The 12,470-nt window shown below is 37.7% G+C and carries 12 protein-coding genes; 9 read left to right on the plus strand and 3 right to left on the minus strand.

Going from position 1 to position 12,470, the window contains the following annotated elements:
- Positions 1 to 29 precede the first annotated feature (29 nt).
- Entirely contained in the window at positions 30 to 794 is a 765-nt protein-coding gene (locus AC23ME_RS19245; protein ID WP_487729421.1) for an MBL fold metallo-hydrolase, read from the plus strand.
- 262 nt (positions 795 to 1,056) lie between these two features.
- On the opposite strand, the gene AC23ME_RS19250 is transcribed toward AC23ME_RS19245, so the two are convergent.
- On the minus strand, positions 1,057 to 1,464 hold the full coding sequence (locus AC23ME_RS19250) for a response regulator (RefSeq protein ID WP_487729374.1): 408 nt from the start codon (positions 1,462 to 1,464) through the stop codon (positions 1,057 to 1,059).
- A 135-nt stretch (positions 1,465 to 1,599) separates the two neighbouring features.
- A complete protein-coding gene (locus AC23ME_RS19255) occupies positions 1,600 to 2,196 on the minus strand; it encodes a YceI family protein (RefSeq protein ID WP_487729375.1) in 597 nt (198 codons plus the stop codon).
- A gap of 298 nt (positions 2,197 to 2,494) precedes the next feature.
- Between AC23ME_RS19255 and mutL the strand changes: the two genes are divergently transcribed.
- From mutL to AC23ME_RS19275, 4 genes are read left to right on the plus strand one after another with little or no spacing between them, the layout of a single operon-like run.
- Positions 2,495 to 4,360, plus strand: coding sequence for a DNA mismatch repair endonuclease MutL (gene mutL, locus AC23ME_RS19260; protein WP_487729376.1), 1,866 nt, complete (start codon positions 2,495 to 2,497; stop codon positions 4,358 to 4,360).
- 2 nt (positions 4,361 to 4,362) lie between these two features.
- Positions 4,363 to 5,097 (plus strand): rhomboid family intramembrane serine protease, encoded by a 735-nt coding sequence (locus AC23ME_RS19265; RefSeq protein ID WP_487729422.1) that lies wholly within the window; start codon positions 4,363 to 4,365, stop codon positions 5,095 to 5,097.
- Positions 5,090 to 5,935, plus strand: coding sequence for a rhomboid family intramembrane serine protease (locus tag AC23ME_RS19270; protein ID WP_487729377.1), 846 nt, complete (start codon positions 5,090 to 5,092; stop codon positions 5,933 to 5,935). The genes AC23ME_RS19265 and AC23ME_RS19270 overlap by 8 nt, the downstream gene beginning before the upstream one ends.
- Positions 5,935 to 7,071, plus strand: coding sequence for an endonuclease/exonuclease/phosphatase family protein (locus AC23ME_RS19275; RefSeq protein ID WP_487729378.1), 1,137 nt, complete (start codon positions 5,935 to 5,937; stop codon positions 7,069 to 7,071). Before AC23ME_RS19270 ends, AC23ME_RS19275 begins: the two co-directional genes overlap by 1 nt.
- A gap of 85 nt (positions 7,072 to 7,156) precedes the next feature.
- Here AC23ME_RS19275 and AC23ME_RS19280 read toward each other — a convergent pair whose 3' ends face one another.
- Positions 7,157 to 7,627 carry an SRPBCC family protein gene (locus AC23ME_RS19280; RefSeq protein WP_487729379.1) on the minus strand — a complete coding sequence of 157 codons (471 nt, stop codon included), beginning with the start codon at positions 7,625 to 7,627 and terminating at the stop codon, positions 7,157 to 7,159.
- A gap of 196 nt (positions 7,628 to 7,823) precedes the next feature.
- Between AC23ME_RS19280 and cysS the strand changes: the two genes are divergently transcribed.
- The 4 genes from cysS to AC23ME_RS19300 all read left to right on the plus strand — a co-directional run bounded on the left by cysS (position 7,824) and on the right by AC23ME_RS19300 (position 12,443).
- Positions 7,824 to 9,284 carry a cysteine--tRNA ligase gene (gene cysS, locus AC23ME_RS19285; RefSeq protein WP_487729380.1) on the plus strand — a complete coding sequence of 487 codons (1,461 nt, stop codon included), beginning with the start codon at positions 7,824 to 7,826 and terminating at the stop codon, positions 9,282 to 9,284.
- Positions 9,285 to 9,357: 73 nt separating this feature from the next.
- The gene (locus AC23ME_RS19290; protein WP_487729381.1) at positions 9,358 to 10,341 is read left to right on the plus strand and encodes a M28 family peptidase; all 984 of its coding nucleotides are present in this window, start codon (positions 9,358 to 9,360) and stop codon (positions 10,339 to 10,341) included.
- Between the two features lie 185 nt (positions 10,342 to 10,526).
- Positions 10,527 to 11,387 carry a DUF4440 domain-containing protein gene (locus tag AC23ME_RS19295; RefSeq protein ID WP_487729382.1) on the plus strand — a complete coding sequence of 287 codons (861 nt, stop codon included), beginning with the start codon at positions 10,527 to 10,529 and terminating at the stop codon, positions 11,385 to 11,387.
- Between the two features lie 156 nt (positions 11,388 to 11,543).
- On the plus strand, positions 11,544 to 12,443 hold the full coding sequence (locus tag AC23ME_RS19300; protein WP_487729383.1) for a glycerophosphodiester phosphodiesterase family protein: 900 nt from the start codon (positions 11,544 to 11,546) through the stop codon (positions 12,441 to 12,443).
- Positions 12,444 to 12,470: the final 27 nt, after the last annotated feature.

Below are 12,470 nucleotides of genomic sequence, written 5' to 3' on the forward strand. Positions count from 1 at the left end.
TTAAATTTCCTACGTAAAAAGAGATGGCGATACAAGTTTTTACCTTATCAGAAGGTTCCTATTCAGTAGATGCGAGCAAGAAATTCATCCCGTTTGATCCTGCCAAAGACAATCCGAAAGACAGACCTGCTTCTTTATTTATTCACGTTCAGCCATTTCTGGTAAAATTGGAAAACAGTTTGTTGCTATTAGATACAGGTTTAGGATATAGCAACGAAGAAGGTAAATTATATTTACATGAGAACATCAAAAAAGCTGGTTTCGACCCTGATGATATAGAGTTAGTTCTGATGTCGCATTTACATTTTGATCATTCTGGCGGAATGGTACATCATCACGATGGCAAGATGGAATTGAGTTTCCCCAATGCTACTTATGTAATGCAACGTGGAGAATGGGAAACTGCCTTTTCGAGCAAATCATCATCTTACCACACAGAAATTTTCGATTTTGTACAGCGCAATGCACAAATCCATTTAATTGAAGACAGTGGCAAACTAACCAACGAGATTAGCTATGAATTTACAGGTGCACATTGTCCTTATCATCAGGTATTTTTAATTGATGATGGAGAAGATAAGGTGTTTTTTGGAGGCGATGTTTTGCCCGAACCAGAAGAGCTGATTAGGAAATTTGTAGCAAAGTACGATTACGATGGCCGCAAAGCGATGGAATTACGTGACGAGTTTGGACATAGAGCCGCTGCAGAAAAATGGAAGTGCCTTTTTTATCATTCTAAATCGAAAACACAGGCATTCGTAGAAGTGGATGATGATAAGTTTAAGATTGTATAGGATTGCTTACGTTGATACGAGCAAAGAATAAAACGGTCGTCAATTGCGAGTTTACGAAGCAATCTTAAAGCGGATGTTGGTATTGTTTAACTGAAGTTGTTGGATTTCTCCTCCTTCGTTCGTCAAAATGACGGCAGGATTAAATTTATAAACCAGTTAAGTTCCAAGTTTTCTTAGCGGAATACGTTTTTATTAAATATTAAAAAGTGAAGATTAATTAAAAAAACCTTAATGAGCCTTAACTCCTTAATGTTTTAAAGTTTTAATTAATCGCCGCCAGTAGTTCTTTCAACCTATCAATTGAGAGTGGTTTAGAAATAAAGCCTTTTACCGATTTGTAACTTTTTGCTTTTTCGATATCATTTTCATAAACCGATGAAGAAAGCATATACATATCGTTATCTACATCAAGATTAAGTGCTTCGTACGCTTCTATAAACTCCCATCCGTTTAAGATAGGCATATTAATATCGATTAAAACCAAGTGTGGGAGTGCTAGATTATTGGCAGTAAGTTCTTTGATATAATCTATCGCCAGTTGACCATTATGCTTCGCTACAATTTCTACATCGTACCCTGTCTTTTCAACAATTTTACTGATTATAAAAATGTTGATATCGTCATCATCGATAACTAAGAGGTTAATTTTAGAATTGGTTGTACGTTGCATCTTGCTTTTATGAAATACTTTTTAACCGCTGCGAATGTATGTATTTCATAAGTGGATTACTAAAGATACACTAATTTTTTTGACAAAAAAAATCCGAGCATAACTCGGATTTCTAAATATCTCTTAAATAAGCGATTATTTTTTTGCTACTAGTTTCACTGCAATTGTGAAGTCATCATAGATGAAATTGTCGCCAATGCTGCTAAAAATAGACTTCGACTTGTATTCGATACCATATTTAGTTCTGTCGATAGTAATTTTTTCTGCTACAGCTGTTACTGTTTTGTCTGCGTTCCAAGTAAGTTTTGCAGGGAAAGAAACTGAGTTGGTTTTTCCTTTGATGGTTAAATCGCCAGTAATTTTTACATCGGTGCCGCTGCCTTCAACTTTTTTGATTACGAAGTTAGCCACAGGGAACTTATCTGCACCGAAAAAATCATCATTTTTCAAGTGTTTGTCTAAGTTCGGACTTGGCTTATCACCATCCATTGTCTTAACTGTAGTCATATCAGCAATAAAACCGCCTTCAACTAATTTTTTACCATTAAATTGTAAGTTGCCAGAAGTTAATGCAACAGTTCCTGTATGTGAACCAGAGAATTTTTTGCCTTCCCAGTTGATGGTAGATTTTGTAACGTCTACAGTGTAAACATCAGCCTTTGGCTTAAAAGCAAAGAATGAAAAGCTAGCCACAAGAGCCAACATTAAAATAGAGGTGATTTTTAATTTCATTATTGAATAATTTATTTTGAAGTAAAGGTATCTAATTTTAAGACGAGTTTGTATTGATCTATGTTAAGATTTTACAAAACCGTGTTGATCTACGGAAGCATTCCATTTGGATATTACTAAATTGTTGAACTGCTTTATTGTTGGTTGACATCTTAAGCAGCTGCTACTACCACTCTTTTACATGCTTTTATGCTTTTTCGGGTAAAGCTTAATTGTTGTATTGTTGTAAAGTTGCCAACTGAAAACCGAAAACTGCCAACTGTTTTTGTTAATTTAGCGGCTTTACAAAGCGAAATAAATGTCTGATATCATCCAACTTTTACCCGATAGCGTAGCCAATCAAATTGCGGCAGGAGAAGTAGTGCAGCGACCGGCCTCGGCGGTAAAAGAGTTGTTGGAAAACGCCTTAGACGCAGGTGCAGATAAAATACAGCTCATTGTTAAAGATGCTGGAAAAGCTTTGATACAGGTGATAGACAACGGTTGCGGCATGAGTGTTACTGATGCAAGGATGTGTTTTGAGCGCCACGCAACATCAAAAGTACGCAAAGCGGATGATTTATTTGCTATTCGTACCATGGGTTTTAGAGGAGAGGCAATGGCTTCTATTGCCGCTATTGCGCAGGTAGAAATGAAAACCAAGCGCCACGAAGACGAAGTTGGTACTTTAGTTGAAATTGAGGGTTCGTCTATCGTAAAGCAAGAGCCAACAGCTGCTCCAAACGGTACCAGCATTTCGGTGAAGAACTTGTTTTATAACACACCTGCCAGACGTAATTTCCTGAAAAGTAACCCTACGGAAATGCGCTACATCATTGACGAGTTTCAGCGGGTAGCTTTGGCAAAACCACATATCGCTTTTAGTTTGCACCACGATGGAAATGAGATTTATCGTTTACCAGCTGCAACCATTAAACAGCGTGTGGTGCATTTGTTCGGTAATAATTACAACGAACGTTTAATTCCAGTTGAAGAGGAAACAACCATCATTAACCTAAAAGGATATATTGGCAAGCCGGAGTTTGCAAAGAAAACCCGTGGCGAACAGTTCTTTTTTGTGAACGATAGATTTATTAAGGATAATTATTTGAACCATGCCGTAAATAAAGCTTACGCTGAGTTATTGCCCGATGATAATTTTCCGCTGTACGTGTTGTTTATTGACATTGATCCTGCAAAGATTGATGTGAACGTACATCCAACCAAAACAGAAATCAAATACTTGGATGAAAAATCTATTTACGCCATTATCCATTCGGCGGTGAAGAGAAGCCTGGGTAGGTTCAATATTAGTCCAACCTTAGATTTTAACCAAGAAACGGCTTTTAGCAATATGATTACACCAAAAGCACATGAAGATATTGTGCCGCCAAGTATTGCCTTCAATCCAGATTTCAATCCTTTTGGTGCGCCTAAAACGGCAACTGCGCCTAGAGCGACGGCAGAAAGATCCACTTATTTCAAGGATAGTTATCAGCCCAAGGAAGTGACGCAGAATTGGGGTTCGCTTTATGAAATTGCAAACTATCAGCAGCCAGAGCAAACAACTATTGCCCTTGGTGATGAGAAGGAAGAAGAAGCACCTGCGGTAATGAACAAGCAGTACATGCAAATTCATAACCGCTATATTGTTTCGCAGATCAAATCGGGCGTAATGGTGATTGACCAACAAGCGGCTCACGAACGTATTTTGTACGAGCGTTTCCTCCTGCATTTGGAAGATAGAAAAGGTGCATCGCAGCAAAGTCTGTTCCCGCAAACGGTAAGTTTAAGTCCGGGTGATTTTGAGTTGGCCAAAAGTTTGTTGGATGATATTAAAAGCTTAGGATTTGATGTACGTGAGTTTGGCAAAAATACTTTGGTGATAGAGGGCATCCCGGTTGATCTGGGCAGTACGAATATCAACGAAACACAACTTTTTGAGCATTTAATAGAGGGTTTCAAAAACTCTCAACAAGAATTGAAGTTAACTAAGCGTGATGCGCTAGCACGAAGTATGGCACGTAACAGTGCAATAAAAGCAGGTACGGCGTTAAGTCAACACGAAATGAACACCCTTATTGACGAGCTATTTGCCTGCAAAACACCTAATTTTAGTATTAACGGAAAGCCAGCTATACAAACCATTACTTTGGCAGAGTTGGCGCAAAAATTTGAAAAATAATGATGAACGGAATCAACATACCTCCAGTAGTTAAGAATCTGTTAATTATCAATGCAATATTCTTTTTCGCAACTTGGATGTTCGAACAACAGGGTTTAAGGTTGTCAGAATATTTAGGGGCTCATTATTTCGATTCCCCTAAGTTTCGCATTTGGCAGCCTATTACCTACATGTTTATGCATGGCAGTTTCATGCATTTGTTCTTCAATATGTTTGGGTTGTTTATGTTTGGCGGTATTTTAGAGCACAAATGGGGACCGAAGAGATTTATCAATTTCTACTTAATTACTGGCTTGGGTGCGTTAGCTTTGCAATGGTTGGTTCAGGGCATCGAGATTTATCAAATTACGGGGTCGTTTTTAAATAAAAATTCCTCTTTAATGGATATGCTTGTCGATGGTCAGTACGATACTAGACTTTATTCTTCAAGTCAGGCAGCAACATTGTACGGAAATTACATGGCTCCAATGGTTGGTGCATCTGGTGCTGTTTTCGGTATTATGACTGCATTTGCAGTGCTCTATCCAAATATGGAATTGATGTTGATGTTTATTCCTTTTCCGGTGAAAGCGAAATATTTTATTCCTATTTACATCGTTATAGAATTGTTTTTAGGTGTTGCCCGCATACCGGGAGATTCTATTGCACACTTTGCACATTTGGGTGGAGCATTAATAGGTTTTATTTTGGTGAAGATTTGGAAAGATAAAGACAGATTTTACGATTACTATGAATAACAGCAGTTTCAAAGATATCATCCATAGGGTTTTCAAGTCTGGAAATCCGGCAATGCTTTACTTGGGCATTAATATCATTGTATTTTTGGTGGTGTTAATTGCTGGCGTTGTTGTTAATGGAAGCTTGGGTAATTTTATCAATGGTTATGTTAGGCCATACCTTGGCTTTCCTGCCGATGTGATGCAATGGCCAACACGTTTCTATACCTTGGTAACTTATGCTTTTTTGCATCAGGATGTTTTTCATATCCTTTTTAATATGCTTTGGTTGTATTGGATGGGGAACTTATTTTTAGATTTCCTGAAACCAAGACAGTTCCAAGTAGTTTATTGGGGTGGAGCAATTATTGGAGCTTTAGCTTTCGCGCTGATTTTTAACCTAAGCCCCAATTTAAATGCTGGTGGCGCAACAGTAATAGGTGCAAGTGCCGCTGTTATGGCTGTATTTAGTGCTGTTGCTACTTTAATTCCAGATTACAGTATTAGATTGTTACTTTTTGGCAATGTTAGGCTCAAGTACCTCGTCTTGGTTTACATCGTAATTGATATCATTGGCGTTTCTAACGGAACTGGCAATATTGGCGGTAATTTTGCCCATTTAGGTGGTGCGCTATTTGGTTTTGCCTACATTAAACTGTTGCAAAATGGCACAGACTTAAGTAGCTTCTTAATCAAGAAGTCGAAACTTAAAGTGGTTAGAAATGAAGCTCCCAAAAAGAGAACAGTTCAAGCAAACCAAGCAGAAATTGATGCCATTTTAGATAAGATTTCTAAAAGTGGTTACGAGAAACTCACTACAAAAGAAAAGCAGATTTTATTCGACGCAAGTAAGAACTAATGAGCAAAAAAAAGAAGCTTCCTTTTTTAGATATATTCCTGCTTTTTTTTGCGGCCTTATTAGCCCTTGCTTTAGGTTTGGGCATGTTGGCTGGGCAATCAGATCCAAAGGCTAATATCTGGATAGCTTTTGCTGGTTTGGCTTATCCGTTTCTTTTAATTGGTAACATTGCTTTTGTAGTGTTTTGGTTGTTTCGTAAAAGGTTTGCATTTGCTTTAGTTACCTTGGTATTTGTTGCCTTAGGTTGGAAACCCTTGAATGCTACTTATCAGTTTTTTGGCGACGAAGGGACAGCGGTAAAAGATAGCGAGCACTATGTAAGGATGATGACTTATAATGTTCATCAATTTAAAAAATACGGTGAAAACAACGATGTTTCTACCAAAGACCAAATCATTAAGGTAATTGAAGATCAAAACCCAGATGTGATCTGCTTTCAAGAGTTTTTTACAAGACGTAAAGGCGAGTACGATCTTATCGATAGTATCAAGAAGCGTTTGAAGTTGAAACATTATTACTTTGTGCCATCTATAGACAACAATTACGAAGCTGCAGGTTTAGCAATTTTTTCTCGTTATCCGATTAAAGATAAAGGAACTGTTTCTTTTGGTGAACAGGCTGGGAACGGTAGTATTTATGCAGATCTTGACATGAAAGGACAGGTTTTTAGGGTGTACAATGTGCATCTGCAATCTATTTCGTTTCAAAAAGAAGACTATGATTACATAGACAAAGTGGCTAAAAAGATGGGGCCGGAAATGAAATCATCGAGAAGAATTGCAGGAATGTTGAAGGCTGCTTTTCAGCGAAGGAGCGAGCAAGTAAAAATAATGAGGAGCGAAATGGAATTCTGTAAATTGCCGTTTATTATTGCTGGAGATTTTAACGATACACCCGCCTCTTACTGTGTTACGCAAATCACAAGTTCGTTAAAAAATACGTTTAGAGAAAAAGGTAGCGGTTTCGGTAAAACTTACAATGGTGCTTTCCCGAATTTTCAGATTGATTATATTGCTACCACTAAGAATTTTGATGTGATCAATTACCATATATCCGAAGATAAATTATCAGACCACTTTCCTGTTAGGAGTGATTTGAGATTGAATTTTGCAGGAGAAAGTGATGAGGATTATTAGCTTTTCGCAGGTAGTTGAGGGAGAAACAAAAATACCCAAGTACTATTGAACCTCTTCACTTAACACATCATCGACTAAACCTCTGTCAGATGCTTTCTAGTTGCCTTTTTAGTTGTAATAAATACTTTTTCGCATCAATATTAGCTTTCCAAGAAATAATAAAACTTGGCAAGTTGAAACCTGTAGCTAGCTTTACAATACCTTTGTCAAATTCTAGTTTGTAGCTTATTTCTGTAGTGTTTTCGGATAGGACTTTCACTATTCGCTGACTTTTTAGATAAAACCTGCTGCTGTTAGTAGTTTCAAAAGTCGCAATCTTGTTTTTGTCGAATTGTACGCATTTCATTTCAATTAAATTGTTTGATGCTTTTTTCGATAAGTAGGAATATTCAGAAGCAGTTACACCTAGCTCCAATGCTCCATCTAAAATGCTTTTATTTATTTCTGCTCGCCACAGGTGGTCGTAACTTGGGTTAGCAAAAAAAACAAATACATTTTCCACATCTCTGCTTATCAGAATTGTTCTTGATATTTTTATGAGCTTTCTATTTTTCATTTAATTATCTTCTTTGCGTTGCTCTTTAGACTTTCTTTTTAGATTGATGTTACGTTATCTAGATAATAGTTCTATTCCGGAAACGTATTAGATTATGTAGTATACTTTTCAAAAAAGAAAAATCTCCATCTGTAGAACATTAAATTTAGACAGTATGTTAACATTTATTACAGTGTAAATATTTTACATTTGCAACATGATACAAAAGTTACAGTTATACAATACGCTTACCCGTAAAAAGGAAGTTTTTGAGCCACTAAATGCGCCAAATGTTGGTATGTATGTGTGCGGTCCAACCGTTTACAGTGATGTGCATTTGGGTAACTGTCGTACTTTTATATCTTTCGACTTAATTTTTCGTTACTTAAAATACAGCGATTACAAAGTGCGTTATGTGCGCAATATTACCGATGCAGGGCATTTGGAAGGCGATAGGGATGAGGGTGATGATAAGTTTGCAAAACGTGCCAAGTTGGAGCAATTAGAGCCGATGGAAATTGTGCAGAAATACACTTTGGGTTTCCATGATATGATGCGCATGTTTAACACTTTGCCGCCTAGTATTGAACCAACGGCTACTGGGCATATTATTGAGCAGATTGAAATGGTGAAGCAGATAATTGCCAACGGTTACGCTTATGAGATAGATGGCACGATTTATTTTGATGTAGAAAAGTACAGTAAGGAATATAATTACACGATTTTAACCAATCGTAAATTGGAAGATTTGTTGGAAAACACTCGTGAATTGAGTGGTCAGGATGATAAAAAAGGCCGGTTAGATTTCGCACTTTGGATTAAGGCTAAGCCAGAGACCTTGATGCAATGGCAATCGCCGTGGGGCATGGGTTTTCCGGGTTGGCACATTGAGTGTTCTGCAATGAGCGCTAAATATTTGGGCAACGAGTTTGATATTCACGGTGGTGGAATGGATTTGGCGGCAACGCACCACACCAACGAAATTGCACAATCGGAAGCTTGTTCAAGCCATCAACCGGCAAAGTATTGGATGCATACCAATATGCTAACGGTTAATGGTACACGTATGTCTAAATCTGCTGGTAATGGCTTTTTGCCGGGCGAATTGTTTACTGGAGATCATCCGCTGTTGCGTAAAGGTTATAGTCCAATGACAGTGAAGTTCTTTATGTTGCAGGCGCATTACCGTAGTACTCTAGATTTTAGTAACGATGCTTTAGATGCTTCGGAAAAAGGTTTTAGAAGGTTGATGAATGCCGTGGCCTTGTTGCCAAAGTTGGTGGCTTCTGCTGATGGAAATATTTTTATAGAACCTATCAGAGAGAACTGTGTAAACGCAATGAACGACGATTTTAACAGTCCGGTAACTATTGCAGAACTATTTGAAGCAGCTAGAATAATCAATACGGTTTACAATGGTTCGGCTAAAATTACAGCAGAAGAACTGGAGAAGCTTAAAACTTTAATCAACGATTTTGTATTCGATATTTTTGGTTTGAAGGATGAAGAAAGTTCTAACCTAGAGCTAAACGAGATTTTAGAAATGGTGATCGATCTTCGTAAAGAAGCAAAAGAAAATAAAGATTATGCTACTTCGGATTCTATCCGTTTAGGTTTGCAGAAAATAGGTATTCAGTTAAAAGATAGTAAAGAGGGTACAACTTGGAGTAAGGTGTAGGAGCATTTTCGTCATTGCGAGGAGTTACGACGAAGCAATCTTACAATGAAGGGGACACAAATAGCCGAAAATTATGAACAAGAAATATTTAATAGCTGTATTAATTGCATTGGCAGCTCTACAATCTTGCCAACAAAACAAACCGGCAGAAACAGAAACTACTTTAGAAAGTAAGCTGCAATCGCCAGATTTTAATGCAGACAGCGCTTATGCCTACACCAAGGCTCAGGTAGATTTTGGTCCGCGTATTCCATCAACGCCTGCGCATGCAAAAACTGCAGATTATCTGGTAGCAAAGCTTAAATCGTTTGGCGGAGAAGTGTCTGTACAGCAAACACCGATGAAAACCTACGATGGTAAAACTCACCAGCTGAAGAACATTATTGCTGCTTTTTATCCAGAGAAGAAACAGCGAGTTCTAATTACTGCACATTGGGATGCCCGTCCGTTTTCTGATGAAGACCCTAACATGGGAATGAGAAATAAGCCTTTTGATGCAGCTAACGACGGTGCTAGTGGTGTAGCGGTAATTTTAGAAATAGCTCGCCAAATTCAGCAAAAGGCGCCAGAGGTTGGTGTAGATTTCATTTTATGGGATTTAGAAGATTATGGCAGTGCAAATGACGAAACCACGCATGAGACTACTTGGTGCTTAGGATCGCAGTATTGGGCTAAAAATCCAACAATAAAAAATAGCAAGCCATTGTATGCTATTAATTTAGATATGGTAGGTGGTGCAAATGCACAATTTACCCAAGACGCGGTATCTAGACAATATGCACCGAGTGTGGTCAGCAAAGTTTGGAGCATTGCCAGCGAAATTGGCTATGGCAATTATTTTATCAATGTAACTTCTGGTGAGCTTATTGATGATCATTATTGGATTAACCAAGCAGGTATTCCGGCAATTGATGTAATTCATTATTCGGACGCTGCGGGCTTCTATAGCAACTGGCATACGCAGCTAGATAACCTCAATAATATCGACAGAAATACACTTAAAGCTGTTGGCCAAACCGTATTGGAAACGATATACAGAGAAAAGCCAACGCAGTAATATTGCGTGGATAATAGGTTAGTCGATGGACGAATAGTTTGCACCCATCAAAATCAACGAAATACAAAGCAAATGTGCAATTGTTGAATACTTTTTTGTGGCGAAAGCAGTTCAAGCATTAAATTCGCAACTTACACCTAGAAAAACGAAACGGGTTTGTAGCCCATTAAAAACAAATTTTACAAATGAAAAAGATATATCTTTCAATATTAGCTTTAGCAATTGGTGCCAATGTACATGCTCAAAAATCGGATGGCACTGTAAAATCATTAGTTGGTGCAGAAAAAGCATTTTCTCAAAAAGCTGCAAAAGATGGCGTTAATGCTGCATTTACGGAGTTTTCAGCGCCAGATGGTATTGTTTTTAGACCTAACCCTATTAATGCTAAAAAATTCTTTTCTACAGCAAACGACACTAAAGAGTTGAGCTGGGAGCCGAACTATGCACGTCTTTCTAAAAGCAGAGATTGGGGATTTACATCAGGGAGCTATGTTGCTGGTAGCGATAAAAAGACGTTCGGTCATTACCTTTCTATTTGGAGAGCTAAAGATGGCGAATGGCAGTATATCATTGATTTAGGTGCTGAGGCCATTAAACCAATTAAAGGCAAGGAACCTAAAGCAACTTTTGTTGAGCCTAACGGAACTTACAGTCCAAAATTTGCCTCTGCAAAGGATTTAAAAGCAGCTACTGAAATTATTTACAGTACCGAAAAAACCTTGAATACTATGCTCAAAACTCATGGCGTACAGGCTTTTGCGGGTTTCATTAATCCAGATGCTCGCTTGTTGTTTCCCGGAACGGAGGCAATTATAGGTAAAGATGGAATTTTAGCATTTAACAATAGAGTGATCGATAAAATCAACCTTAAAACTACACAAGCAGATAAAGCTTTGGGAGGAGATTTCGCCTACACTTACGGTTTAGCTACCATAGATTACAAAGCTGATTTGCGTGAGAGCTTTAATTATGTATTTGTTTGGGAACGCCAAGCAGATGCGAATTGGAATATCATAGCTCAAGTGTTTACTGTTGCCGAAAGATAAGCGGCAAAGCCATTTACTAGAAACCAATTATCAAATATAAATTAAGGATTTCGACAGCTGTTGAAGTCCTTTTTTAGTTTTTAACGATATCAATCTTAATAATTTTTGATGAAAACCGTTATACTTGCAAATAAGCTTAATCCTTCAAGAAATTAAATGATAACTAAAAATATTCTTTACTTCTTCTTGCTAACTATTATTTGTTCGCAGTCGTTTGCTCAAAAAAAAACTGCTGTTACTTTCGAAGTGCAGGGAAACCGGGGTGCAAGAGGTTTAATGCCGGAAAACACGATCCCTGGAATGATTAAAGCTTTGGAAAATGGTGCAACTACGTTAAAAATGGAGGTAGTGATTTCTAAAGATAAAAAGGTGGTGGTTTCTCAGGAGCCTTATTTTAATCATACAATCAGCTTATCGCCCAATGGCGATGAAATTACCTTGAAGAACGAAAAGAAGTTCAATATCTACAAAATGAACTACGAGGAGATTAAACAATTCGATGTGGGTTCCAAGCCTAATCCTCGTTTTCCTTACCAAGAAAAATTTAGAATTGAAAAGCCATTATTGGAGAATTTGATAGATAAAGTTGAGTTTTTTGTTTCGAAGAAGAAGAAAATGGCTAAGCCACATTACAATATAGAAACTAAATTGATCCGAAAGGGCGATGGCGAATTTCAACCTAGTCCGGCAGAATATGTAGAGCTAATTATGGAAATTGTGAGGGCGAAGAAGATAGAAGATCGGGTAACCATTCATTCATTCGATATCCGCAGTTTACAATACCTGCATGATAAATATCCTAATATTCAAACTTCTTTGGGAATTGATGAAAAGGAAGATTTTGAAAATAACATTAAAGCCTTAGGATTTAAACCTACGATATACAGCCCTTACTTTCCTTTGGTTGGTAAAGGTTTGGTAGATAAATGCCACGCTGCGGGTATCAAGATTATTCCTTGGACAGTTAATACCGCAAAAGATATCATCTACGCTAAAAATTTAGGCGTTGATGGTATTGTAACCGATTACCCTAATTTAATGGCGGAGATAAAGTAAACTGATTTGTCATTCCGAGTTTACGAG

This window comes from Pedobacter sp. T50_32, from assembly GCF_057652195.1.